Genomic DNA, 25,282 nt, shown 5'->3' with positions numbered 1-25,282 from the left:
ACAACCGCTTATTAATCAACGAGAGAGTGTTCGCCACTCTCTCGTTAACGAAAATTAGAAAATGAGATAAAGAAGAGCAAATACAGGAAAAGCGGCTGTCAGACTATCCACTCGGTCCAACACACCTCCATGGCCAGGAATGATGTTACTGCTGTCTTTAATCTTCGACACACGTTTGAACATGCTTTCCACCAGATCGCCCAACACGGAAATCACAACGGTAGCTAAAGTAATAATAGCCATGCTGACGTAGCTCGTAAACTGAATATCAAACATCACCGAACTGCCCCAGGCCACAACAAGAGCTGCGATAATACCGCCAATCAAGCCTTCAATGGTTTTGTTTGGACTGACATTGGGTGCCATTTTCCGTTTACCAAAGCTTTTGCCAGCAAAATAGGCGCCGCTGTCTGCTGCCCACACTATCAGGCAGACAAACAACACTAGCTTAGAGCCGTAATAGGGATCCAGGTAATAACCTTGCCCTCTCAGAATCACAATGCTCCATAGAAATGGCAACAAGGTTAATATCCCGAATAAATGACGAAGCACATTGGAGTGCTCCCAAAGGGAAGAAGATTTTGGATACGTCATGGCAAGACAACTGGCAATTAACCACCAGCTAAATCCGATACCCAATAGTACCAAGTGAGACGTATCGACCTGATTAAGAGAAAGTACATCTGAGGGAATCGCAAACAAAGAGCCCGCGATAACCACCACCGGCGGGATCATAGCCAACATCCTTGAGCGATCCAGAGTGAACTGCGTCCACTCCCACGTGCCAATCAAGGTAATACCGGTTACAAAACCAAGGAACCAAGTTAATGGCAGTGAAAAAATACCCCAAACCACCAGCGGCGCTAGTATCAGGGCGGTAATAATTCGTTGTTTCAAATTAAATCGTCCTTAATTGGCTTCCATCAACGCTTTGACTTGCTCTCCGGTACACCCGAAGCGTCGTTCGCGATTCACAAACCAAGTGATTGCTTTAACCAGACTGTCTTCATCAAATTCTGGCCAATACTCGTCCATAAAGTACATTTCAGCATAGGCCATCTGCCACAGCATAAAGTTGCTGATTCGACACTCACCGCTGGTTCGAATCAACAGGTCAACATCCGGTAGATCCGACATAGTCACATAGCGGCCAATCATTTCTTCCGTAATTTCATCTGCTTTAATCTCACCTTGCTCAACCAATTTCGCAAGCTGTTTAGTTGCCTGAAGAATATCCCACTTGCCACCATAATTGGCAGCCACGTTGATAACCGTGCCGGTATTATTCTCTGTTAGCTTTTCGGCTTCGGCGATTTTCCGTTGCAGTCTGTCGTTGAAGCGTGACTTATCTCCAATGATTCGCAATCTTAGGTTGTTCTTGTGCAGTTTTTTTATTTCGTTCGATAAGACGGTAACAAATAATTCCATCAACAATCCGACTTCATCCTCTGGACGTCGCCAGTTTTCGCTGCTGAACGCGAACAAAGTTACGGCTTGGATTTTCAATCTTGCTGCAGCAGAAATCGTTTTTCGAACAGCAGATACCCCTTTTTTATGCCCAAAAACGCGCGGCTTTCCCTTAGACTTAGCCCAGCGGCCGTTGCCATCCATAATGATAGCGATGTGTTTCGGTAGGGAGTCGTTGAAGGTGTCTGAATTCTGCATAAAAGAGTTGTGTTATCAATGGGAGTGACAGAGTAGCATAAAAAAACGCTGTGCTGTCAGCACAGCGCCTAATCAAGAGCTGATCGGTGAAATCTTAGACTTCCATCAACTCTTTTTCTTTCGCAGCTAGCAACTCGTCTACATTTTTAACTGCAGCGTCTGTTAGCTTTTGGATTTCATCTTGAGCTTTACGATCTTCGTCTTCCGAGATCTCTTTATCTTTCAGTAGCGCTTTTAGTTCACCGTTCGCATCACGACGGATGTTACGGATAGCCACACGGCCACCTTCAGCTTCACCACGAACAATCTTCACTAGATCTTTACGACGTTCTTCGGTTAGTGGTGGAAGTGGAACACGAATCACTGTGCCAGCTGACATTGGGTTCAAACCCAGATCAGAGGTCAGGATCGCTTTTTCTACTTTTGGAGCCAACTCTTTATCAAATACCGTGATTGCAAGAGTACGAGCATCTTCCGCAATTACGTTCGCAACCTGGTTCAGAGGTGTTGGTGCACCGTAGTACTCAACAGAAAGACCTTGTAGCAAACTTGGGTGTGCACGACCTGTACGCACTTTAGAAAGGTTGTTTTTCAGTGCTTCAACACTTTTAGCCATGCGCTCTTGAGCGTCTTGTTTGATTTCGTTAATCACAATATCACCTTAATAGTATTCACCCGAGAGCCGCGTTGCTCCCGAGCTGTGTCCTTCGATAATTTTGGTTAAGAGTTTACTCTTATTCTGCGTCGCTGATAAGTGTGCCTTCTGCTTCACCCATCACAACTCGACGAAGTGCACCTGGTTTGTTCATGTTAAATACACGAATTGGCATTTTGTGGTCTCGTGCCAATGTGAATGCAGCCAGGTCCATTACTTTCAGTTCTTTATCCAGAACTGCGCTGTAAGAGAGCTTATCACATAATTCTGCATCTGGGTTAGCCACTGGGTCTGCAGTAAATACACCATCAACTTTGGTCGCTTTCAGTACAACGTCAGCTTCGATTTCAATACCACGCAGACACGCTGCTGAATCGGTTGTGAAGAATGGATTGCCCGTACCCGCTGAGAAGATTACAACGCGGCCCTGACGAAGCTCACGAATCGCATCAGCCCAGTTGTAGTCGTCACATACTCCTTTCAGAGGGATCGCTGACATCACACGAGCATTCACGTATGCACGGTGCAATGCATCACGCATTGCCAGACCATTCATTACGGTAGCCAACATACCCATATGGTCACCCACTACGCGGTTCATGCCGGCTTCTGCAAGACCTGCACCACGGAACAAGTTACCACCGCCAATTACTACACCAACTTGAACACCCAGTTCAACCAGTTCTTTCACCTCTTGTGCCATGCGATCCAGAATTTTTGGATCGATACCAAAGCCTTCTTCGCCTTGCAGCGCTTCACCACTAAGTTTTAACAGAATACGTTGATAAGCTGGTTTCGGGTTCGTTGTCATGGAGTATACCTTCCAAAGAGTTATCGATTAACGGTCATGGGTTAAGACTAGTCTAATCCCAACTCATGACGGCTAAAAAATGACACATAGCCTAGTCGTAAAAAGACCGTAGCCAAGGCCACGGTCTTTTCGTTAACAAGTCATCAAGGATTAACCTTTCTGAGCTGCTGCTACTTCGTCAGCGAAGCTCATTTGCTCGCCTTTGTCGATGCCTTCACCAACTTCTAGACGTACAAAAGTAGCTACTGATGCGCCACGCTCTTTTAGGATTTCGCCAACAGTTTTCTTTGGCTCCATTACGAACGCTTGACCAGTTAGAGAGATTTCGCCAGTGAATTTCTTCATACGGCCAACAACCATCTTCTCAGCGATCTCAGCAGGCTTACCTTCGTTCATAGCGATTTCAACTTGAACAGCTTTCTCTTTCTCAACTACGTCTGCAGGTACGTCTTCTGGGTTAACGAACTCTGGACGAGAAGCAGCAACGTGCATTGCAACGTGCTTAAGAGTTTCAGCGTCGCCTTCACCAGCAACAACAACACCAATCTTCTCACCGTGACGGTAAGTAGCGATAGCTGCGCCTTCAACGTATTGTACGCGACGGATGTTGATGTTCTCACCAATCTTAGCAACAAGAGTAACACGCTCTTCTTCGAACTTAGCAACTAGCTCTTCAGCAGTTGCTTTAGTTGCTAGTGCGTCAGCAGCTACTTTCTCAGCGAAAGCTGTGAAGTTTGCGTCTTTAGCAACGAAGTCAGTTTGGCAGTTAACTTCAAGAAGAGCAGCAACGCCGTTCTCTTCTTTGATGATGATCGCGCCTTCAGCAGCGATGTTACCTGCTTTTTTAGCAGCTTTAGCAGCGCCAGACTTACGCATGTTTTCGATTGCTAGTTCGATGTCGCCGTTAGTTTCAACAAGCGCTTTCTTACATTCCATCATGCCTGCGCCAGTGCGGTCGCGCAGTTCTTTAACTAGAGCAGCAGTAACAGCCATTCTCTATTCCTCAGTTGATTCTGATTAGGGTAAAAATCAGGGGCTCTCATTCGGCCCCTGATGCTAACTATAACTTAGTTTATATGAAGACTAGATGTCTTCGAAACTAAGTGTGACTTCGAGCCGCTATTATTCAGCTTCTTCTACGAAACCGTCTTTGTCAGCTACAGCTGCAACGTCTTTGTTGCGACCTTCTTTAACCGCGTCTGCAGCAGCGTTTAGGTAAAGCTGTACTGCACGGATTGCGTCGTCGTTACCTGGGATAACGTAGTCAACGCCGTCTGGGTTAGAGTTAGTATCAACAACAGCAAATACTGGGATACCTAGGTTGTTTGCTTCTTTAACAGCGATGTGCTCGTGATCAGCGTCGATTACGAATAGAGCGTCTGGTAGGCCGCCCATGTTCTTGATACCACCAAGAGACTTCTCTAGCTTCTCCATTTCGCGAGTGCGCATTAGAGCTTCTTTCTTAGTTAGTTTCTCGAAAGTACCGTCTTGAGCTTGTGCTTCGAAATCTTTTAGACGCTTGATAGACTGACGAACAGTTTTGTAGTTCGTTAGCATACCGCCCAACCAACGGTTGTTCACGTAGAACTGGTCAGCGTTGATTGCAGCTTCTTTAACAGCTTCAGATGCAGCGCGCTTAGTACCAACGAAAAGAACTTTACCTTTCTTCTCACCGATTTTAGCTAGCTCAGCTAGTGCATCGTTGAACATTGGTACAGTTTTTTCTAGGTTGATGATATGAACGCGGTTACGAGCACCAAAGATGAATGGCTTCATTTTTGGGTTCCAGTAACGAGTCTGGTGACCGAAGTGAACACCAGCTTTTAGCATATCGCGCATTGATACAGTTGCCATTTTAAATTCCTCTATGGGGTTAGGCCTCCACATTTCCCATGAATCCGACTTGGTATGAATGATTACTCAAGCACCCCGGAACATGTGACGAAATGTGTGTGATTTAAATTAAAGTTAATGGAAACAAAAGCGAGCTCGCCGATTCGAAGAAACTAAGTCCTGTTTCCGGCGCGCTTTATACCATATTTCCCCTATCAATTTCCACAAAAATCGCAACAAATGTACAAAGCGCGAGCAAGTCCAGAAACAGAATCACGTTAATCTCGACTAAAATGAGTAACGTATAATTTGTGAACAGCACGTAAGTTCAAGGGCTCACCCTCTCTTTTGTGGGGTGATAAACGAGTATTATTCTTGTTGCGCTTAATCTCGCCACTGTTAGAATAACGCGTCAACTTAGAAAGTAGAGAACACAGATGTCTATCAAAATCAAAACTGAAGCTGAAATTGAAAGAATGCGTATCGCAGGCAAGCTTGCAGCAGAGCTTTTAGAAATGATCGAACCTCATGTAAAAGAAGGGGTCACGACTGAGGAGCTCGATAGAATTTGTGCTGAATATACTCGTGAAAAAGGCGCATACTCTGCACCGCTGGATTATCACGGTTATCCAAAGTCAATCTGCACATCAATCAACCATATCGTTTGTCACGGTATCCCGGCAGAACAAGACGCCATGGGAACAACTGGTAAGTTGAAACCTGCAGTATTGAAGAACGGTGATATCGTCAATGTCGATGTTACCGTCATCATTCCAAACGACGAAAACGCCTCACTGGATACGCGTCCAGAAGGCTATCATGGCGATACCTCTAAAATGTTTCTTGTCGGTGAGGTTTCCCCAGCAGACAAGCGCCTTTGCATGGTCGCTCAGGAAGCCCTTTACCTGGGCATGAAAACAGTAAAGCCAGGGTCTACTGTGGGTGCTATCGGTACCGAAATCGAGAAGTTCATCAAAGCCAATAACAAAAAGAACCCTCGAAACAAGTTCTCTATCGTCAAGGACTTTTGTGGCCACGGCATCGGTTCTGAATTCCACGAAGAACCGCAAGTGGTTCATTACAAGAACAATGACCGCCGCGTGTTAAAAGAAGGCATGGTGTTCACTATCGAACCAATGATTAACGCTGGTAAGTTTGGCTGCAGCATCGACGCTGAAGACGACTGGACGGTGTACACTGGCGACGGTAAAAACTCGGCTCAGTGGGAGCACACTATCGTGGTAACCAAAACGGGTTGTGAAGTGCTTACCCTGCGCAGCGAGGAATCCATTCCACGCCATATGAATAACCAGTAATCTCTGATTACTTCGTGATAAAAAAATATCCCCAATAACTGGGGATATTTTTTTATCCGCTCCATTTTGGTATAACCATTGTCAGAGACTCTTTTTTGCTTGCACGGATTGCACTCATGACCTTTCAAAACCCAAACACGCTCAGTGATGATCAACTGACCATCAGCGAGCTCAAAACCCAACTCGAAGCCTTTGCTAATCATCAGAAGCAAGAATTTTTAAATCATCACCCTATTACTGATTTGGTGTTGGGTCGTTCAGACTATATCGATCAACTTCTTCAGCGTTTGTGGCGTCACACCGGCCTTGCAAATCAAACTACACTGTCTTTGGTGGCAGTGGGCGGATATGGACGAGGAGAACTTCACCCTCTGTCAGACATTGATATTCTGGTCGTGTCACGTAAAAAACTCCCTTCGAGTCTGGAAACGACCATCAGTGAGTTTATCACCTTGCTCTGGGATCTTCGCCTGGAGGTCGGGCATGCTGTCCGTACGGTGGATGAATGTGTCGAAATAGGCAAAGCCGATCTAACGGTGGCTACCAACCTACAGGAAGCTCGACTGCTCTGCGGCAGCGAAGATACCTTCTCACAACTTAAAAGCCACATTGATTCCGCCGACTTCTGGCCGTCAGAAGATTTCTATCGTGCAAAGATTGAAGAACAACGCGCCCGCCATGCAAAATATCACGATACCACTTATAACCTTGAACCGGATATAAAATCCACACCGGGTGGACTCAGAGACATTCATACCCTCAGTTGGGTCGCTCGCAGTCATTTTGGCGCAACCTCTCTGTACGAAATGAGTCGCTTTGGCTTTTTAACCGATGCCGAGTATCGCGAGCTGGTCGAATGCCAGAATTTTTTATGGCGAGTGCGGTTTGCATTACACATTGAACTCAGACGTTACGACAATCGTCTTATGTTCGCTCATCAGGCGCAGGTCGCGGAGAACTTAGGCTTTGTAGGTGAAGGCAACATCGCGGTTGAGATGATGATGAAAGAGTTTTATCGAACGCTTCGTCGCGTTGCCGAACTCAACAAAATGCTGCTAAAACTGTTCGATCAAGCCATTATCAACAAAGGCAAGATTGTAGATGCTGTCATCATCGATGACGATTTTCAACGTCGTGGCAAATTGATCGAGGCCCGAAAACCCGCCCTGTTCCAAGCCCGACCTGAGACCATCCTAGATATGTTCATCCATATTGCCAACGATTCGAGCATCGAAGGTGTCAGTCCGGCGACACTGCGTCAGTTGAGAACCGCCCGACGCAGATTGAACAAATTCCTGCATACTATCCCGGCAGCCAGAGAGAAATTTATGGATTTGGTGCGTCATCCCAATGCACTGCATCGCGCTTTTCGTCTGATGCATAAATTGGGGGTAATGGCTGCTTATCTGCCTCAATGGAGCCAGATTGTCGGTCAGATGCAGTTTGACCTGTTCCATGTATATACCGTTGATGAGCATAGTGTTCGTCTTCTCAACCACATTCACACCTTCAGTCTCGAAGAGAGTTACTCGAGGCACCCTATTTGCTGTGAAGTCTACCCGCGCATGCAAAAAAAGGAGCTGCTCATTCTTGCTGCTATTTTTCATGACATTGGCAAAGGACGCGGCGGCGATCACTCAGACATTGGTGCAGTTGAGGCATTTGATTTTTGTATCGAACACGGCTTGTCAAAACCCGAAGCAAAACTGGTATCCTGGTTAGTACAAAATCACCTACTTATGTCGGTTACGGCACAGCGACGGGATATCTACGATCCCGATGTCATCATCGAATTCGCTAAGAAAGTACGTGATGAAGAATACCTCGAGTATCTGGTCTGCCTTACCGTGGCTGACATCTGTGCAACCAATCCAGAGCTATGGAATAGTTGGAAGCGAACTTTGCTTGCTGAACTTTTCTATTCTACGCAGCGAGTACTCCGCAGAGGATTGGAAAACCCTGTTGATGTGCGTGATCGCATTCGTCACAATCAGCAACTGGCTTCCGCTCTTCTTAGAAAGCAAGGTTTTGTTGCCCGAGAAATTGAAGTGCTTTGGCAACGATTTAAAGCGGATTACTTCCTGAGGCACACTCATAAACAGATAGCCTGGCATAGTGAGCATATTCTCAGACTCGAAGATCCTACTAAACCTCTGGTTTTGATGAGTAAACACGCTACACGAGGTGGCACCGAAGTCTTTGTATACAGCAAAGACCAGCCCGCCCTCTTTGCTACCGTAGTTGCCGAATTGGACCGACGCAATTTTAACGTTCACGATGCACAGATCATGACCAGCAAAGACGGCTATGTTCTCGACACGTTTATGGTACTGGATCAGAACAGTGACGCGATCGATGTAAGCCGTCATTCCGCAGTAATTAAGCACTTAGTGCATGTACTGGAAGATGGCAAGCTGACAAAAATCAAAACCCGCCGGGCACCTAGAAATCTCAAGCACTTCAACGTCAAGACGCAAGTTGACTTCCTGCCAACAAAGGGTAAAAAGCGCACTCTCATGGAGCTTGTCGCATTGGATGCCCCGGGCCTGCTGGCGAAAGTTGGCGCTACGTTTACTGAGTTGGGTATTAACTTACATGCTGCGAAAATCACCACCATTGGTGAGCGAGCAGAGGACTTATTCATTCTGACCAGTGCAAATGGTGGGCGACTGTCTGAAGATGAACAAGTACTGCTTAAGCAGAAACTTCACGATACCATCTCAGAGCAATTAGCTAGTTAACTGCACATAGGCAGCATTAAAAACCAGCCAAATTCCCAGCACTAGCCCAACCCACATGAGGAGTTCGCAAATAAAGCGATCTCCTCCACAAATCTCCGTTATTGGTCTAAATATCAACTATCTACCATGTTCATTGCCTGCTACAGTTGTAGAAGAAACACACAACATAAGAGGTAATTTATGTATCCAAACCTCACTGGTTTAGGCATCCATGACCCTAAACAAATTGAGCGTTATTCATTACGACAAGAAGCGCACAAGGATGTGTTAAAGATCTATTTTCACAAGCAAAAGGGGGAGCTATTTGCAAAGAGCGTGAAGTTCAAATACCCAAGGCAAGTGAAGAATGTTCGAGTAGATAGCAGTAGTGGTGACTACAAAGAAGTCACAGAAATCAACCGTAACCTAACTCTGGTGATTGATGAGTTGAATCGCCTGACGAAACATGAAGTTGTCACCGATGTTGATGTGAAACAGAAAATTTTGTCCGATCTTCGTCATCTAGAGAAAGTCGTCTCCAGTAAAATTGCAGAGATTGAAGCCGATCTAGAGAAACTAAAGTAGAATTGGCTCTTCGTCTCAAAAAAAAGCTCCCTTTGGGAGCTTTTTTAATTGCGCGCTTATGGCGTGTAATACGTCGCTGCACCCGGGCCTACCGGTAGACCTAGTAAGAATACCCAGATATAGAACAGCAGACTCCAACCTACCAAGAAACAGATTGAGTACGGCAACATAGTTGCAATTAGCGTCCCGATACCTAGATTCTTCATATAGCGTGTTGCCACCGCCAGAATCAGGCCAAAGTAGCTCATCATAGGCGTGATGATGTTGGTTGTTGAATCACCGATACGATAAGCCGCCTGAATTGTCTCAGGAGCGTAACCAACCAGCATAAGCATTGGAACAAAGATAGGGGCTGTTACTGCCCATTGTGCCGAAGCCGAGCCAATCATCAGGTTGATGAAACCACACATCAGAATGAAAGCGAAGAACAGAGCAGGCCCCGTTAGACCGATCGTCTGTAGAAAGTCCGCGCCAGCTACCGCAAAGACTTGACCAAAGTTAGTCCACTTAAAGAAAGCAACGAACTGAGCTGCGAAGAATACCAATACAATGTACATACCCATTGAAGACATCGATTTAGACATGGCATCAATGACGTCACGATCGTTCTTCATGGAACCAGTGACTTTGCCGTATACAAAGCCAGGAATCGCAAAGAACACGAAAATGAACGCAACAATACTCTTTAGGAATGGCGAACCAGCAATCTGACCGTCAGCGGTGCGAAGTACCCCGTTCTCAGGTACCACCGTTGAAGCGATAATCGCGCTCACAACAAGTACCGCGATACCCGCCATTTTAAGGCCTTTCTTCTCAACCGCTGTTAGTGAACCCATGCTGTCGTTGGACAGATCTTCCGCCGCTTCTTCATCGTTGTATTTGCCCAGTTTCGGCTCAACAATTTTCTCGGTAACAAATGCACCTGTAATGGCGATGAAGAAGGTGGAAACAAACATGAAGTACCAGTTGACTTCTGGACCCACAGTATAATTAGGATCGATCATTTGTGCTGCCGTTTCGGTAATACCAGAAAGCAGGGGATCAACCGTACCAATCAGCAGGTTGGCAGAGTAACCGCCCGAAACACCAGCAAACGCCGCAGCCAGACCGGCTAGAGGGTGGCGTCCCAAAGAGTGGAATAGCATTGCTGCCAGCGGGATAAGTACAACGTAACCCAACTCAGAAGCAGTGTTTGAGATAATACCTGCAAATACAACCGTCACGGTGACCATGCGCTGAGATGCACCCATGACCAAACCACGCATGGCGGCTGACAGCATGCCAGAATGCTCAGCAATGGCAACACCGAGCATGGCAACAAGAACAGTACCTAATGGCGCGAATCCAGTGAAGTTCTTCACTAGGTTGGTCACTATGAGTTGTAGGCCTTCTGCATTAAGCAGACTTACAACGCTAATCATGCCATCAGCAGCACGACCAGCAGCGCCTTCAGGACGAGGATCGGCAACGGCTACTTCAAAGTAACCAGCAATGCCTGACATGACCAGAATAGCGACACAGAAAATAGCAAATAGTGTGATTGGGTGGGGCAATAGGTTCCCCAAGTACTCAACGCCGTCTAAGAAACGGGTAAATAGAGGCTTTTTTGGTTTGTTGTGTTTAATTGCGGCAGATGAACTCATCTGTCCCCTCCTTTTTTATTTTGTCCTAGCATTTTTAACAAAGCCATCGTCAGTTTTTGACAACTTTATAAAAAGCAGGCGAAGGGTACGTGAGCACGATTAAGATTAAAAGCCCAAAATGTTGCAAAATGTAAATAACGCACAATTTTAAACCAGCATGTTACGGCAAACATGATAAATTATAATGACAAAAATATAAAATAAGCCATAACATTCTTAAGGTGATTGTGTTTTTTCTTTTCTGGAGCAGGTCATTAGTGCTAAAAAAAACTCAAACAGCTTAACATTGAAAACTAAGCGTGCTTCTGAAATGATAAATCTTGATTTATGTGAACTAGGACTAGATTCGTGACCTACTCTTTGGACCCCATCGGTATTATTCAATCACCCTATAAAGAAAAGTTCGCCGTTCCCAGGCAACCCGGATTAGTACCCAATGCCACCGCAACCATCGTTCTGCAAGGTGAGATAAATTGCCTTGAAGCGGTTCGAGGCATCGACCAGTTCTCACATCTCTGGTTGCTTTTCTTATTTGATCAGAATCTGGAAGCTGGATGGAAACCCACAGTAAGACCGCCCCGACTAGGAGGGAACGAACGCATGGGAGTTCTGGCTAGCAGGGCAACATTCCGCCCTAATGGTATTGGCATGTCTGCCGTCGAGTTCCGAGGTATTCGCCAGCATGGTTCACAAGTTTATATCGACGTTGGTAGTGTGGATTTGGTCGATGGCACCCCCATCATTGACATCAAACCTTATATCCCCTACTCCGATGCTATCACCAATGCATGCGGCGGTTACGCATCGGCAGAGCCGGAACTCATCGAAGTGGTGTTTTCAGCGGAGGCGAAAATGAGACTGAATCGTGTCAAAGATGGCGTCAACCGACAACAAGTTATCGAGCAGGTATTGGCACAAGATCCCCGACCTGCCTATAAAAAAGGCAAACCAGACCACAAGGAATACGGCGTCAGACTCTTCGATTGGAACGTAAAATTCAAAATAATCGACCAACAAGCCCTGGTAACTTCTATTGACTCTTTGTAGAAAACGAATTGGCTGATATCATAAGCGGCTTAACTTGATTTGGGTCTTCTACCCAAATCCTCTATTAACATAATGAACGGATACCCATAAATGCGTACCAGTAACTATCTTCTTTCTACTCTGAAGGAGACACCAAACGACGCAGAAGTTGTAAGTCACCAGCTCATGCTGCGTGCAGGTATGATTCGTAAACTAGCTTCAGGTTTATATACTTGGCTACCTACGGGTCTGCGTGTTCTGCGTAAAGTCGAAAACATCGTTCGCCAAGAGATCGATAATGCAGGTGCAGTTGAGACTTTGATGCCCGTAGTGCAGCCGTTTGAACTATGGGAAGAAACAGGCCGATCTGAAAAGATGGGTGCGGAACTACTTCGCTTCACTGATCGCCACACACGTCCGTTTGTTCTTAGCCCAACAGCTGAAGAAGTTATCACTAGCCTTGTTCGCAACGAAGTTAACTCTTATAAGCAACTTCCACTGAACCTATATCAGATTCAAACTAAGTTCCGTGATGAACGCCGCCCTCGTTTCGGTGTTATGCGTGCACGTGAATTCTCGATGATGGATGCATATAGCTTCGATATCGACAAAGAAGGCCTAGAAAAGTCTTACCAAGCGATGCACGAGGCTTACTGTAAGGCCTTTGATCGTATGGGCCTGGACTACCGTCCAGTACTGGCGGACACCGGTGCCATTGGTGGTAACGGTTCACACGAGTTCCACGTATTGGCAGAAAGCGGTGAAGACCTTATCGCCTTCTCTTCTGAGTCTGACTACGCAGCCAACATCGAAAAAGCAGAAGCGTTAGCGCCTGTAACAGAGCTAGCAGCGCCGACGCAAGAGATGACGCTAGTTGATACACCAAATGCTAAGACCATTGCAGAGCTGGTTGAGCAGTTCAATCTGCCTATCGAAAAGACAGTAAAAACTTTGTTTGTGAAAGCCTCTGAAGAGATCGACGCACCACTTGTTGGTCTTATCATTCGCGGTGACCACGAGCTTAACGAAATCAAAGCTGAGAAACTGGCTGAGATCGCTTCACCACTAGAAATGGCGACAGAAGAAGAGATCCGAGCTGCTATCGGTGCTGGCCCCGGTTCTCTTGGCCCTGTTGGCCTTAAACTACCATTTATCGTCGATCGCTCTGTTGCAGTAATGAGCGACTTCGGTGCGGGCGCAAACGTTGATGACAAGCACTACTTTGGCATCAACTGGGGCCGCGATGTAGAGTTAGGAAAAGTTGAAGATCTACGTAACGTTGTTGAAGGTGATCCTAGCCCATGTGGTCAGGGCATTATCCAGCTTAAGCGTGGTATCGAAGTTGGTCACATCTTCCAGCTTGGTAAAAACTACTCTGAGAAAATGAACTGTGGCGTTCTTGGCCCTGACGGTAAGAACGTTATCCTAGAGATGGGTTGTTACGGTATCGGTGTTTCTCGTGTGGTAGCAGCGGCTATCGAGCAGAACAACGACAAGTACGGCATCATCTGGCCTGACGCGATTGCGCCATTCCAAGTAGCCATCGTGCCAATGAACATGCACAAATCTGAGCGCGTTAAAGAAGCGGCAGAGAAGCTATACGCTGAACTGACTGCAGCTGGCATCGAAGTGCTATTTGACGATCGTAAAGAGCGTCCAGGTGTGATGTTCTCTGACATGGAACTGGTTGGTGTTCCTCATACTGTGGTTATTGGTGACCGCAGCATGGATGAAGGCAACTTCGAATATAAAAACCGTCGCACTGGAGACAAAACACCAGTTGCAATGGATGATATTGTGGCACACATTAAAGCTCAAATGGCTTAATTTCTCACCACTTTGTCACAAAGGCCGCTTTGCGGCCTTTTTTTGATCTCTGTCCCGTCCTGGGTTCTAAAATCGGATTCAACACGTCTACCATAAATAGCCACACTGTTTGAGTGTATTTTATGTGATGCGCTACTAATAACAAACACAACAATAGACATCTCGCCTGACATTTTCGTACTATTCACTTTTGTAAAAAAACATTTAGAAATATAAACAGGGCATTTAGGGAATGAAAGCTATTAGAAACCGCTTAAGACAGTTTGATAAGTGGCGCAGAAGAGGTATGCAAAACTTAGAACCTCTTTTGTACAAGATTCCAAACAACACGACTCACAACAATCCCCAGTTGCTCCCCAAAGACGATGTGAAATCCATACTCATCATTCGTAACAACAAACGCATTGGTAATATGTATTTTCTAATACCGTTTGTTCGTCAGGTCAGAGAGAGTTATCCAAACGCACACATTACGCTAATGCTGAGTCAACCATGGCAAGGCGATGTATTTGCCAATATGGGCATCAACGACATCGTTTATTCACAGTTTTCTTTTACGAGTGCAGTTCGCTGTTGGAATACCATCAGAACACTTAAAAAAACCGTGTTTGACCTAATCGTTACACCGTACAGTTCTGCAGAAGACTCTTTGATGGTTGCCAGCTTATCGGCCAAAAACAAAGTTGGCCCTGCGAACCCTCATCGTCAGATCGCCTATAGTCAAACTTTCACAAAAAATGATAACCGCCAGCACGCCGCGTTAAACTGTTTGTATCTACTCTCCTGTCTAGGAAATGACCTGACGAATCCTATCTCACATCATATTGAGCTGGATGACAAAGAACTGGCCGCAGGAAAAACAGCATTCAAAGCAACCTACAATGGAACCAACAAAGTAATCGCATACTTTCGGGGGGCAAGAGGGTCAAAACAATTATCTAACGAGGCGTGGCAATCTATTTTGGACCGCTTCGAGCTCAGCTCCGATTCACCCGTGACCTGGTTAGAAATTCTGAGCCCTGATATCACTTCGCCACTGAATCCGGACACCCTGACCTACTCGAATCGAAACATGCGAATTCTGGCAAGTTACCTAAAAAATGTCGATGGCTTTATTAGCTGCGATACTGGCCCTCTGCACTTAGCTGATGCTGCAGGCGTTAGATGCTATGGACTCTACAATAAAACTAGCCCTCAAGTCTTCGGCGTCATTGGAGAGCGGTCTGTCAATATTACCGATTTTGAAGCTACGGACAAAGGCGCCGCACCGTTAGAGCTCATACTGTCCCCAAGCTAAGTGCTTATTACCCGAAATGAAAAAGCCGCAGAAAGACTCCGCGGCTTTTTTATATTTTCAAGATACCTTTTCAATTCAAAAAGGCATCGAGGATCAATCCTCTTTTGTCACCTTAGCCTTTCTTGTTTCGGCTTTGCGCTCATTACGCTTTGCTTGGTTTTCAATAAAACCCGCCAGTTCTTTTTCAGCCCAAGCCTGCGCTAATTCTTCGCTTTCAAAACCCATCTCACGCTTTGATACTGCTGTTCTACGAGCAGTCACCTGACGAATAATTTCTGCCGCCCAACCATTACGTTTTTCCGTGATACGGATAGTAAACTTTTTATTTTCAGACATTTATGCATTTCCTAAAGACTTTGTTAAGGGATATTCCAGCAATGCAATGCTGGCCATCCCTAAGCCAGCGCGGTATTAGAACACAAATCGAGCGCTGACGCTCTGAGTTTTTCTCCCCAAAGTAGCCTCACGGTGTAAGTTAAACAATTTTGCTGGAATATATAGAAAAAAAGCCCCCAGTGTTTCCACTGAGGACTTCATTAATCACTTAGCGATAACGCTTAAGGTAATAACCTGACTTAGATTACTTACCTACGTTCACGCGAGCGTTGCGGAACATACGCATCCAGGCACTGTCTTCACCCCAAGACTCAGGTGCCCAAGAATTAGCAACCGTACGGAATACACGCTCTGGGTGCGGCATCATGATCGTCACACGACCGTCTCGAGTCGTTAGACCTGTGATGGCGTTCGGTGAACCGTTCGGGTTATTTGGATACTGCTGCGTTGGGTTACCGTTGTTATCAACGTAACGTACCGCTACCGTACCAGATGCTTCAATTGCGTTTAGGTGGTCAGTGTCGCGAACTTCTACGCGACCTTCACCGTGAGATACCGCGATTGGCATACGTGAACCTTCCATGCCTTCGAAGAAGATAGAGTCTGACTTCTGAACTTCGACCAGGCTGAAGCGAGCTTCAAAGCGCTCAGATTCGTTACGAACGAAGCGTGGCCATAGGTCTGCACCAGGGATCAGCTCTTTCAGGTTCGATAGCATCTGACAGCCGTTACATACACCCAGCGAGAAGGTGTCTTCACGGTGGAAGAAGCTCTGGAACTGGTCACGTGCTTGCTCGTTGAACAGAATAGACTTCGCCCAACCTTCACCCGCACCCAGAACGTCACCGTAAGAGAAGCCGCCACAAGCCACAAGACCTTGGTACTCTTCTAGCACAGCTTGACCCGTTAGGATGTCGCTCATGTGAATGTCTGTTGCTTCAAAGCCAGCACGGTCAAACGCTGCTGCCATTTCGACGTGAGAGTTCACACCCTGCTCACGAAGAATCGCCATCTTAGGCTTAGCGCCGGTTGCGATGTATGGTGCTGCAACGTCTTCGCTGACGTCAAAGCTCAGTTTCACGTTCAGACCTGGGTCAGAGTTGTCTTTCTTCGCTTCGTGTTCTTGGTCTGCACATGCTGAGTTGTCACGCAGAGACTGCATCTTGTGTGTTGTTTCAGCCCAGATAGTACGTAGTTCAGTGCGAGAGCGCTCGATTACCACAGCATCACCTGAAGTGATAACGAAGTTATCAGACGCTTCAACGCTGCCGATCACGTGAGAACATGCTTCTAGGCCGTTAGCGGCTAGCACTGCTTTCACTGCTTCTAGGTCGTCATTCTTAACCTGAACAACCGCACCTAGCTCTTCGTTAAATAGTGTCGCTAGTGCGTCCTCACCAAGGTCAACAATGTCTGCTTTCACACCACAGTGACCGGCAAATGCCATCTCAGCAAGCGTTACAAATAGACCACCATCACCTTTGTCGTGGTAAGCCACAAGCTTGTCATCACGAACAAGAGACTGCATCGCATCGAAGAAGCCTTTTAGCTGCTCTGCATTGTCGACGTCTGCTGGCTTATCACCAAGCTGCTTGTAAACCTGTGCCAATGCCGTTGCGCCCAGACGGTTCTTACCGTTACCCAGGTCAACAAGAACGAGTGATGAATCACCTTTGTCTGTGCGAAGCTGCGGCGTTACCGTCTTACGAACATCTTCTACACGGCCAAACGCAGTGATAACCAGTGAAAGTGGAGACGTCACTTCTTTGTCTTCACCATTCTCGTTCCACTTAGTCTTCATCGACATTGAGTCTTTACCTACCGGGATAGTCAGACCCAGTGCCGGACATAGCTCTTCACCAACCGCTTTCACCGCTTCGTAAAGACCCGCGTCTTCACCTGGGTGACCCGCTGGAGACATCCAGTTAGCCGATAGCTTGATGCGCTTAATGTCGCCGATGTCTGTCGCTGCAATGTTAGTCAGAGACTCACCTACGGCTAGACGAGCAGAAGCGCCGAAGTCTAGTAGAGCCACTGGTGTGCGCTCACCCATAGACATCGCTTCACCGTGGTAAGTGTCATAGCTCGCTGCCGTTACGGCGCAGTTTGCCACCGGTACCTGCCAAGGACCAACCATCTGGTCGCGAGCAACAAGGCCCGTTACTGTGCGGTCACCGATGGTGATTAGGAATGTTTTTTCAGCCACAGTTGGTAGGCGAAGAACGCGGTCAACCGCATCGTTCATTTCAATACCTTCGCGAACGATCGCTGGGCTGTCTACTTTCAGTGTTTTCGCATCACGGTGCATCTTCGGCGTTTTGCCTAGAAGGATATCCATAGGCATATCGATTGGCGTGTTGTCGAAGTGTGAATCTTCAAGTTTCAGTTCACGCTCTTCTGTTGCGACACCCACTACTGCGTAAGGTGCGCGCTCACGCTTACAGATAGCATCGAATGCTTCCATGTTCTCTGGCGCTACCGCCATTACATAGCGTTCTTGAGATTCGTTACACCAGATCTCAAGTGGGCTCATGCCAGGTTCATCATTTGGTACGTCACGTAGCTGGAAGATACCACCGCGCTCACCATCATCAACTAGCTCAGGAAGTGCGTTTGAGATACCGCCCGCGCCCACATCATGGATAAAGGCGATTGGGTTGTCTTCACCTAGCTGCCAGCAGCGGTCGATCACCTCTTGACAGCGACGCTCCATCTCTGGGTTTTCACGCTGTACTGATGCAAAGTCTAGGTCTTCAGCAGACTGACCAGATGCCATAGAAGAAGCTGCACCGCCACCAAGACCGATGTTCATTGCAGGACCACCAAGTACGATTAGGCTTGCACCTACAGGGATCTCTTTCTTCTGAACGTGCTCGTCACGGATGTTACCCATACCACCAGCAATCATGATTGGCTTATGGTAACCACGAACTTCTTCACCAGCGTGAGACGTTACCTTCTCTTCGTAGGTACGGAAGTAACCAAGTAGGTTTGGACGACCAAATTCGTTATTGAACGCTGCGCCACCTAGTGGACCTTCTAGCATGATATCCAGTGCGTTAACGATACGACCAGGCTTACCAAAGTCTGTTTCCCAAGGCTGCTCGAAGCCAGGAATGCGAAGGTTAGAAGTCGTAAAGCCTACAAGACCTGCTTTTGGCTTACCGCCGATACCTGTTGCGCCTTCGTCACGGATTTCACCGCCGCTGCCTGTCGACGCACCTGGCCATGGAGAAATCGCCGTTGGGTGGTTGTGTGTTTCCACCTTCATTAGGATGTGCGCTTTCTCGTGGTTGTAGCCGTATTGACGTGTTTTTGGATCTGGGAAGAAACGACCTACTTCAGAGCCTTCCATTACCGCTGCGTTATCTTTGTATGCAGACAGAACGTGGTCTGGTGTCGTTTCAAATGTGTTTTTGATCATCTTGAACAGCGACTTGTCTTGCTTAACGCCGTCGATTGTCCAGTCTGCGTTGAAAATCTTGTGGCGGCAGTGCTCAGAGTTCGCCTGTGCAAACATCATCAATTCGATGTCTGTTGGGTTGCGCTCCAGCTTAGTCACAAAGCTTTCAACTAGGTAGTCAATTTCATCTTCTGCAAGTGCAAGACCTAGTGTTACGTTCGCTTCTTCTAGAGCTTTACGACCACCATTGAGTAGATCTACGTCGGCAACTGGCGCCGGCTCTGCTACCTGGAACAGTGCTGCCGCTGATTCGAAGTCAGAGAATACCACTTCCATCATACGGTCGTGGATCACCGCTTTAAGCTCTACAAGCTGAAGCTCAGTCAGCTCATTTGATGTTTCTACGTAATATGCAGTGCCACGTTCTAAACGAGTCACTTTGTCCAGACCACAGTTATTGGCGATATCTGTAGATTTAGAAGACCAAGGCGAGATAGTGCCAGGGCGAGGTGTCACTAGAAGCAGCGTGCCAGTTGGCTCGTGCTCTTCGATAGTTGGACCGTAAGTCAGCAACTTCTCTAATTTTTCAACTTCAGACGCATCCAGGTCTGCCGTTAGGTCGGCAAAGTGGGCAAACTCAGCGTAAATACCGGTAACTGGTAGGTTTAGTTCACGACAAAGCTCTAGTAGCTTGTTAACACGAAACTCAGAAAGAGCTGGGGAACCACGCAAAATTCTCATGTGCTTAGGTCTCTTATGCAGTTGATTGAGGTGAAATTAGTATAAATTCAAACAGTTATATTAATACACTGAACTTATAACAATTTATCCTGCCTTGATGCGGCGGTATTATAGAGGATTTTTTTTTGTGACGTAACCGCTAACGCAAACGTTTTCGTCATTTTTTTTCTATTTGCCTAAATTCCCCCTTCGGTGGTGATAAAGTGACCACTCTCGGTAGTTTGTGCCATCTTGCTTTGCCAAGTAGCCCAGCTTTGGTATAAAGGCAGCACTAACATTGTGAGATATATGAATTAATGCAAAATCTTTCTGTCGTTTGTTGGCTCAATACGCGCTGGCTTAAGTTGCTGTCAGTTTGCTTACTTTCTATCGGTATGGCCGGATGCCAAATCGATTCCGATCCGAAAAGCGAACTTGAAAACATCAAAGAGCGAGGCGTTCTCAGAGTGGGCACGCTGAATAACCAACTCTCCTACTACATTGGTCCCGACGGCCCAACTGGGCTTGATTACGAGCTGGCCAGACAGTTTGCTGATGAACTCGGTGTAAAACTGGAGATGAAGCCAGCTTTTCGACAAGCCAGTTTATTCCCGGCATTGCAAAAGGGTGAAATCGACATAATCGCGGCAGGCCTGAGTCAGTCACCGGAACGCATTCGTAGCTTCAGGGCTGGCCCGGCCTACTACTACGTCAGTCAGCAGGTGGTGTACAAAAAAGGCCAATGGCGCCCCCGTAATCTGGAGCAATTGCTGAACAATCAGGAGCAGTTGCTTGATAAAGCCGAAGGCGAAGAGATATTTGCAGTTGTCAAAGACTCTCACTTTGAAAAGACCCTGACTCACGTTGCACAGCAGAACCCAGATTTTCGCTACTACGTCGACGATAATGCGGATGTCAACGATCTGCTAAAACAAGTATCTGAAGGACTACTCAATTTCACCATGGCGGATTCGGTAGAACTTTCGCTCTCTCAGCGCATCTACCCCGATCTCGCTCTGGCATTCGAAATGACAGAAGACCAGCCTATCTCCTGGTATATGCGTAAGTCTGAAGACGAAAGCCTGTATGCCCTGATGATTGAGTTCTTTGGACGTCTGAAGCAGACGGGAGAACTGGCTAATCTCGAAGAGAAATACATCGGGCACATTGGTGTCTTTGATTATGTGGACACCCGTGCATTCATCCGGGCTCTCGACGATACCCTGCCAAAATGGTCTCCTCTGTTCAAACAATACTCGAACGAATTTGACTGGCGCCTTATCGCGGCACTCGCGTACCAGGAATCCCACTGGAAACCTCTGGCCAAATCGCCAACTGGGGTAAGGGGTATGATGATGCTGACACTGCCTACTGCAAAAAGTGTTGGAGTCACCAATCGACTAGACCCTGAGCAATCCGTTCGGGGAGGGGTTGAATACTTACGTCGCATCGTCGACCGAGTGCCCGACTCAATCTCGGAGCACGAAAAAATCTGGTTTGCGCTCGCCTCTTACAACGTAGGCTTCGGTCACATGATGGATGCTCGTCGCCTGACGAAGCAGCAAGGCGGTGACCCCGATGCCTGGGCGGATGTAAAAGATCGATTACCTTTGCTGCGTCAGAAGAAGTACTACCGTCAGACTCGCTACGGTTATGCGCGCGGTGACGAAGCTCGCAATTACGTTGAAAACATCCGACGCTATTACCAGAGCATCATTGGCCATGTTGATAAGCAAATTGCAGCGCAGGCCGAGCAAGAGATCAATACCGAAGACCTGACCGTTATACCAGCACTCCCCCCTGTGTCAGGTGCGGAATCATCGACCACTAGCAGCGTCAGTAGCGCGGCACCCTCAGCACCTCCTGCGGTTGGTGGTAATACCGGCCGTTAAATATCACAACTTTTCAAGTGTGCGATTTTGTTCTCACTTCGCACACTTGAATTCTTTGTCTCAAGCCCTTACATTAAAGTTTGAGATAGATCGTTGGTTGACCCGAGGGTCAGCGAGATAATCTCTTCAGGTGGGTACGTCCGTATCTACTGTAAACTCTGCGCAAATGACAATTCATCCCGATACGAAGCTTTCTCGCTGAGATCGCTCTCTTTGAGTGGATGAGAGCAATTGCGTTTCGTACTCCGACATTCAGTCCATTGATAAGGAAGTCTATGACACAAATATTGTGAATAGATACAGATCGGAGAGGTTTATCTTTAGTGATAGGAGGTAGTTTTATGCTTGCAAGGAGAAGACAGCAATCTAAACGCCTTAATAAGACGGTGGCAGCAAACCGCCGCAAACGAAAAGTCGCCAATAATAAGAAAAAAGTTATCTGGCGTCACCGCGCGTTTATGCAGTTACTGGACTCTTAAGCCAGAAACATCATAAACCAAAGACAGCAAGCATCTGCTTAGCAGATGTTTGCTAAAAATCCTCATGTTTCTCATCGGCTTCACGCCGGGCCTGTTTAGCCGCCTTAATCTCTTTACGACGACGCTTAAAGAACGACTGCAATTGATGTCGGCATTCTTGCTCCATTAACCCTGACTCCACATCGGCATAATGGTAAGACGCCTGGCTCTCAAATAAGTTGAGCACCGTTCCTGCTGCGCCAGCTTTGAGATCCGGAGCACCAAACACTATGCGTTTAACCCGGCTATGCAGCAATGCACCGGCGCACATAGGGCAAGGCTCTAAGGTGACGTACAGCGTGGTATCCAGCAACCGATAATTTTCAAGTATTTGCCCCGCTTTACGGATCACCTGCATTTCTGCGTGTGCTGATGCATCATGATGTCCTATGGACTGATTCCAGCCTTCAGCAATTACCTGGCCATCTTTAACCAACACCGCTCCAACTGGCACTTCCCCTTCTTGCTCCGCGAGCGCAGCAAGCTCCATTGCGCGTTGCATGTATTGGTAATCCTGATCGCTAAACTGTGGGGACAATGTGGTTTCAGTCATGATTATCTCGACTCAGTGCTTCTGATAAATAGTCAATTAATGTCCGTACTTTGGACGTAAGCATGCGATTTTGCGGATACAAAGCCCAAATCCCTTCGCGGTCACCTCGATAGGGTTTCAGCACTTCGACTAAATCGCCGGCTTCCAAATAAGGCTGCACATAATAATCGGGAAGCTGCACAATGCCTAACCCTTTTAACGCTGCATCCACCAGCGCGTAACCACTGTTGCATTGCATACGCCCTTCCACATGAATCAGACGCTCAGCGCCTTTCTCATCAAAACGCCAGTACTTTGTCGAACCACGCAAACAATTATGACGTTTCAGTTCTGACAGAGTGTAAGGTTCTCCATGCTTTTCAATATATTGCGGGCTTGCACAGACAAAGACATGCCGATCCAGCAGTTTACGCGCCATCATAGTGGAGTCTTCCAAGCGCCCTAAACGAACCGCAAGATCGAAGTTTTCTTCCACCAGATTCATCTTTTGATTGGACAAAATAAGATCCAGTTCAATCTGGGGATGCTCCAGAAGAAACTGGTGCATTAACGGTGCCAACACCTGCTCACCAAATGTCACCGGCGCAGTCATTTTTATTTTGCCTTTTGGTGTCGACTGTAACTGTGTTATCGCCAGTTCGGCTAGCGCCAGACCATCAACCAAAGGTTTACAATGCTGATAGTAAGTGGCCCCCACCTCTGTCACCGACACTTTACGAGTGGTTCGCACGAACAACTTAACGCCAAGCTTTTCCTCCAGTGCATTTACTCTTCGGCTGATATTCGCCACAGACGTAGACAATTTTTCAGCTGCAGCAGTAAAACTCTGAGTTTCTGCCACCGCAACAAACTCATTGATCCCTTCCCAGTTCGCCATGACTTCCCACATTATTACAAATAAGTAATAGTGTATTTCAAATTACGCCAATTATCATTATTTGAGAAATAAATATACTGACTCCATCTGATGCAAACGGTGTGAAGTGAACTAGTCTTACTCAAGTTAGCCGTTAGCTTATTTTGTTACCTTGCTTTGAAAGGAATAACCATGACTGAACAATTTATCAAATCACGTGCAGCCGTCGCCTGGGGTCCAAATCAACCGCTGAAAATGGAAGAAGTTGATGTCATGCTTCCAAAAGCAGGCGAAGTTCTGGTTCGAATCGTGGCAACCGGAGTCTGTCACACCGATGCCTTCACACTGTCCGGAGACGATCCTGAGGGCATTTTCCCTAGTATTTTAGGCCACGAAGGCGGTGGTATCGTCGAGATGGTTGGCGAAGGTGTTACCAGTGTAGAAGTGGGTGATCACGTGATTCCCCTTTACACCGCTGAATGTGGCGAATGTAAGTTCTGTAAATCAGGTAAAACCAACCTTTGCCAAGCGGTTCGTGAGACTCAAGGTAAAGGCCTGATGCCCGATGGTACTACCCGTTTCTATAAAGACGGTCAGCCAATTTATCACTACATGGGTTGTTCAACCTTTTCTGAGTACACCGTACTACCAGAAATTTCTCTGGCTAAAGTAAACAAAGAAGCACCTTTAGAAGAAGTATGCTTACTTGGTTGTGGGGTCACAACTGGCATGGGTGCGGTACTGAACACGGCGAAGGTAGAGAAAGGCGATACGGTTGCCATCTTTGGTCTTGGCGGCATTGGTCTTTCCGCCATCATCGGTGCCCGCATGGCAGGTGCCAGCCGCATTATCGGTATCGATATCAACGAAAGTAAATTTGAACTGGCGCAACAGCTGGGGGCGACCGATGTGATCAACCCGCAAAAGTTCGATAAGCCAATTCAAGAGGTGATCATCGAGATGACCGACGGTGGTGTCGACTACTCATTTGAATGTATCGGTAACGTCAACGTAATGCGTCAGGCACTTGAGTGCTGCCACAAGGGCTGGGGTGAGTCGGTGATCATTGGTGTCGCAGGTGCCGGTCAAGAGATCTCTACCCGTCCATTCCAGCTTGTTACTGGCCGTGTATGGCGTGGTAGTGCGTTTGGTGGCGTAAAAGGTCGCAGTGAGCTACCAGAGATCGTTGAACGCTATATGGCAGGCGAGTTTGGTTTGCAAGAATTCATCACGCACACCATGCCGCTGGAAGAGATCAACGAAGCGTTTGAACTGATGCATAAGGGTGAAAGCATTCGCTCGGTTATTCATTATTGATAGTTTCTGGGTCCTTGGTCCTTGGTCCTTGGTCCTTGGTCCTTGGTCCTTGGTCCTTGGTCCTTGGTCCTTGGTCCTTGGTCCTTGGTCCTTGGTCCTTGGTCCTGAAAGTGTATTCTAGGTATATAAAATGACAATCGAAAATGTAAGCCAAGCCAAAGTATTTGGTGGCTGGCACAAGCAATACCAACATAGCTCTAATGTACTCAACTGCTCGATGCGCTTTGCGATTTACTTGCCACCAGAGGCAAGTGCCGACAATCCAGTGCCCGTCCTTTATTGGCTATCAGGCTTAACCTGCACCGATGA

The 25,282-nt window shown here is 47.0% G+C and carries 21 protein-coding genes; 10 read left to right on the top strand and 11 right to left on the bottom strand.

The window, feature by feature from the left end:
- Positions 1–54: 54 nt before the first annotated feature.
- The 6 genes from C4S60_RS18545 to rpsB all read right to left on the bottom strand — a co-directional run bounded on the left by C4S60_RS18545 (position 55) and on the right by rpsB (position 4,985).
- Positions 55–897 (bottom strand): phosphatidate cytidylyltransferase, encoded by an 843-nt coding sequence (locus C4S60_RS18545; RefSeq protein ID WP_103881830.1) that lies wholly within the window; start codon positions 895–897, stop codon positions 55–57.
- A 12-nt stretch (positions 898–909) separates the two neighbouring features.
- Complete coding sequence (locus C4S60_RS18540; protein WP_103881829.1) at positions 910–1,665, bottom strand: isoprenyl transferase; 756 nt, start codon at positions 1,663–1,665, stop codon at positions 910–912.
- 94 nt (positions 1,666–1,759) lie between these two features.
- On the bottom strand, positions 1,760–2,317 hold the full coding sequence (frr, locus tag C4S60_RS18535) for a ribosome recycling factor (protein ID WP_096995333.1): 558 nt from the start codon (positions 2,315–2,317) through the stop codon (positions 1,760–1,762).
- A gap of 82 nt (positions 2,318–2,399) precedes the next feature.
- Positions 2,400–3,131 (bottom strand): UMP kinase, encoded by a 732-nt coding sequence (gene pyrH, locus C4S60_RS18530; RefSeq protein ID WP_103881828.1) that lies wholly within the window; start codon positions 3,129–3,131, stop codon positions 2,400–2,402.
- A 150-nt stretch (positions 3,132–3,281) separates the two neighbouring features.
- Positions 3,282–4,124: a translation elongation factor Ts gene (gene tsf, locus C4S60_RS18525; protein ID WP_103881827.1), complete on the bottom strand. Its 843-nt coding sequence runs from the start codon at positions 4,122–4,124 to the stop codon at positions 3,282–3,284.
- A 129-nt stretch (positions 4,125–4,253) separates the two neighbouring features.
- Complete coding sequence (gene rpsB, locus C4S60_RS18520) at positions 4,254–4,985, bottom strand: 30S ribosomal protein S2 (RefSeq protein ID WP_006072474.1); 732 nt, start codon at positions 4,983–4,985, stop codon at positions 4,254–4,256.
- 416 nt (positions 4,986–5,401) lie between these two features.
- Between rpsB and map the strand changes: the two genes are divergently transcribed.
- The 3 genes from map to C4S60_RS18505 all read left to right on the top strand — a co-directional run bounded on the left by map (position 5,402) and on the right by C4S60_RS18505 (position 9,585).
- Positions 5,402–6,280: a type I methionyl aminopeptidase gene (gene map, locus C4S60_RS18515; RefSeq protein WP_103881826.1), complete on the top strand. Its 879-nt coding sequence runs from the start codon at positions 5,402–5,404 to the stop codon at positions 6,278–6,280.
- A 116-nt stretch (positions 6,281–6,396) separates the two neighbouring features.
- On the top strand, positions 6,397–9,021 hold the full coding sequence (gene glnD, locus C4S60_RS18510) for a bifunctional uridylyltransferase/uridylyl-removing protein GlnD (RefSeq protein ID WP_103881825.1): 2,625 nt from the start codon (positions 6,397–6,399) through the stop codon (positions 9,019–9,021).
- Positions 9,022–9,201: 180 nt separating this feature from the next.
- Positions 9,202–9,585 carry a DUF3461 family protein gene (locus C4S60_RS18505; protein ID WP_103881824.1) on the top strand — a complete coding sequence of 128 codons (384 nt, stop codon included), beginning with the start codon at positions 9,202–9,204 and terminating at the stop codon, positions 9,583–9,585.
- A 56-nt stretch (positions 9,586–9,641) separates the two neighbouring features.
- Here C4S60_RS18505 and C4S60_RS18500 read toward each other — a convergent pair whose 3' ends face one another.
- Positions 9,642–11,228, bottom strand: a complete 1,587-nt coding sequence (locus C4S60_RS18500) for an AbgT family transporter (protein WP_103881823.1) — start codon at positions 11,226–11,228, stop codon at positions 9,642–9,644.
- A gap of 348 nt (positions 11,229–11,576) precedes the next feature.
- Here C4S60_RS18500 and tsaA point away from each other — a divergent pair, with 348 nt between their 5' ends.
- The 3 genes from tsaA to C4S60_RS18485 all read left to right on the top strand — a co-directional run bounded on the left by tsaA (position 11,577) and on the right by C4S60_RS18485 (position 15,378).
- Positions 11,577–12,275: a tRNA (N6-threonylcarbamoyladenosine(37)-N6)-methyltransferase TrmO gene (gene tsaA / locus C4S60_RS18495; protein ID WP_103881822.1), complete on the top strand. Its 699-nt coding sequence runs from the start codon at positions 11,577–11,579 to the stop codon at positions 12,273–12,275.
- Between the two features lie 90 nt (positions 12,276–12,365).
- The gene (locus tag C4S60_RS18490; protein ID WP_103881821.1) at positions 12,366–14,081 is read left to right on the top strand and encodes a proline--tRNA ligase; all 1,716 of its coding nucleotides are present in this window, start codon (positions 12,366–12,368) and stop codon (positions 14,079–14,081) included.
- Positions 14,082–14,313: 232 nt separating this feature from the next.
- Positions 14,314–15,378, top strand: coding sequence for a glycosyltransferase family 9 protein (locus tag C4S60_RS18485; protein WP_244183141.1), 1,065 nt, complete (start codon positions 14,314–14,316; stop codon positions 15,376–15,378).
- Positions 15,379–15,471: 93 nt separating this feature from the next.
- Here the strand turns inward: C4S60_RS18485 and C4S60_RS18480 are convergent, their stop codons facing one another.
- Complete coding sequence (locus tag C4S60_RS18480) at positions 15,472–15,714, bottom strand: DUF3622 domain-containing protein (protein ID WP_103881820.1); 243 nt, start codon at positions 15,712–15,714, stop codon at positions 15,472–15,474.
- A gap of 244 nt (positions 15,715–15,958) precedes the next feature.
- Positions 15,959–19,858, bottom strand: coding sequence for a phosphoribosylformylglycinamidine synthase (gene purL, locus C4S60_RS18475; protein WP_103881819.1), 3,900 nt, complete (start codon positions 19,856–19,858; stop codon positions 15,959–15,961).
- 296 nt (positions 19,859–20,154) lie between these two features.
- Here purL and mltF point away from each other — a divergent pair, with 296 nt between their 5' ends.
- Both mltF and C4S60_RS23675 read left to right on the top strand, forming a co-directional pair.
- Positions 20,155–21,729 (top strand): membrane-bound lytic murein transglycosylase MltF, encoded by a 1,575-nt coding sequence (mltF, locus tag C4S60_RS18470; protein ID WP_103881818.1) that lies wholly within the window; start codon positions 20,155–20,157, stop codon positions 21,727–21,729.
- A gap of 341 nt (positions 21,730–22,070) precedes the next feature.
- Positions 22,071–22,208: a hypothetical protein gene (locus C4S60_RS23675; RefSeq protein ID WP_167390999.1), complete on the top strand. Its 138-nt coding sequence runs from the start codon at positions 22,071–22,073 to the stop codon at positions 22,206–22,208.
- Positions 22,209–22,260: 52 nt separating this feature from the next.
- Here the strand turns inward: C4S60_RS23675 and tadA are convergent, their stop codons facing one another.
- Positions 22,261–22,800 carry a tRNA adenosine(34) deaminase TadA gene (tadA, locus tag C4S60_RS18465; protein ID WP_103881817.1) on the bottom strand — a complete coding sequence of 180 codons (540 nt, stop codon included), beginning with the start codon at positions 22,798–22,800 and terminating at the stop codon, positions 22,261–22,263.
- Positions 22,793–23,677 (bottom strand): LysR family transcriptional regulator, encoded by an 885-nt coding sequence (locus C4S60_RS18460; protein WP_103881816.1) that lies wholly within the window; start codon positions 23,675–23,677, stop codon positions 22,793–22,795. The genes tadA and C4S60_RS18460 overlap by 8 nt, the downstream gene beginning before the upstream one ends.
- Positions 23,678–23,848: 171 nt before the next feature.
- Between C4S60_RS18460 and C4S60_RS18455 the strand changes: the two genes are divergently transcribed.
- Positions 23,849–24,973: an S-(hydroxymethyl)glutathione dehydrogenase/class III alcohol dehydrogenase gene (locus tag C4S60_RS18455; protein ID WP_103881815.1), complete on the top strand. Its 1,125-nt coding sequence runs from the start codon at positions 23,849–23,851 to the stop codon at positions 24,971–24,973.
- 130 nt (positions 24,974–25,103) lie between these two features.
- The coding region (locus C4S60_RS18450) for an alpha/beta hydrolase-fold protein (RefSeq protein ID WP_244183142.1) at positions 25,104–25,282 on the top strand (179 nt) is incomplete at its 3' end.

The sequence above is a fragment of the Vibrio hangzhouensis genome, assembly GCF_900107935.1.
GTDB lineage: Bacteria > Pseudomonadota > Gammaproteobacteria > Enterobacterales > Vibrionaceae > Vibrio > Vibrio hangzhouensis.
This window is presented reverse-complemented; position numbering and strand designations above follow the sequence as displayed.

What these genes read in the sequence shown, in the direction of transcription:
- C4S60_RS18485 (WP_244183141.1), top strand. Translation starts at nt 14,314, where the DNA reads ATGAAAGCTATTAGAAACCGCTTAAGACAGTTTGATAAGTGGCGCAGA.
- C4S60_RS18490 (WP_103881821.1), top strand. Translation starts at nt 12,366, where the DNA reads ATGCGTACCAGTAACTATCTTCTTTCTACTCTGAAGGAGACACCAAAC.
- mltF (WP_103881818.1), top strand. Translation starts at nt 20,155, where the DNA reads ATGCAAAATCTTTCTGTCGTTTGTTGGCTCAATACGCGCTGGCTTAAG.
- C4S60_RS18480 (WP_103881820.1), bottom strand. Translation starts at nt 15,714, where the DNA reads ATGTCTGAAAATAAAAAGTTTACTATCCGTATCACGGAAAAACGTAAT.
- C4S60_RS23675 (WP_167390999.1), top strand. Translation starts at nt 22,071, where the DNA reads ATGCTTGCAAGGAGAAGACAGCAATCTAAACGCCTTAATAAGACGGTG.
- pyrH (WP_103881828.1), bottom strand. Translation starts at nt 3,131, where the DNA reads ATGACAACGAACCCGAAACCAGCTTATCAACGTATTCTGTTAAAACTT.
- C4S60_RS18500 (WP_103881823.1), bottom strand. Translation starts at nt 11,228, where the DNA reads ATGAGTTCATCTGCCGCAATTAAACACAACAAACCAAAAAAGCCTCTA.
- C4S60_RS18505 (WP_103881824.1), top strand. Translation starts at nt 9,202, where the DNA reads ATGTATCCAAACCTCACTGGTTTAGGCATCCATGACCCTAAACAAATT.
- glnD (WP_103881825.1), top strand. Translation starts at nt 6,397, where the DNA reads ATGACCTTTCAAAACCCAAACACGCTCAGTGATGATCAACTGACCATC.
- C4S60_RS18540 (WP_103881829.1), bottom strand. Translation starts at nt 1,665, where the DNA reads ATGCAGAATTCAGACACCTTCAACGACTCCCTACCGAAACACATCGCT.
- purL (WP_103881819.1), bottom strand. Translation starts at nt 19,858, where the DNA reads ATGAGAATTTTGCGTGGTTCCCCAGCTCTTTCTGAGTTTCGTGTTAAC.
- tadA (WP_103881817.1), bottom strand. Translation starts at nt 22,800, where the DNA reads ATGACTGAAACCACATTGTCCCCACAGTTTAGCGATCAGGATTACCAA.
- C4S60_RS18455 (WP_103881815.1), top strand. Translation starts at nt 23,849, where the DNA reads ATGACTGAACAATTTATCAAATCACGTGCAGCCGTCGCCTGGGGTCCA.
- C4S60_RS18460 (WP_103881816.1), bottom strand. Translation starts at nt 23,677, where the DNA reads ATGGCGAACTGGGAAGGGATCAATGAGTTTGTTGCGGTGGCAGAAACT.
- tsf (WP_103881827.1), bottom strand. Translation starts at nt 4,124, where the DNA reads ATGGCTGTTACTGCTGCTCTAGTTAAAGAACTGCGCGACCGCACTGGC.
- rpsB (WP_006072474.1), bottom strand. Translation starts at nt 4,985, where the DNA reads ATGGCAACTGTATCAATGCGCGATATGCTAAAAGCTGGTGTTCACTTC.
- map (WP_103881826.1), top strand. Translation starts at nt 5,402, where the DNA reads ATGTCTATCAAAATCAAAACTGAAGCTGAAATTGAAAGAATGCGTATC.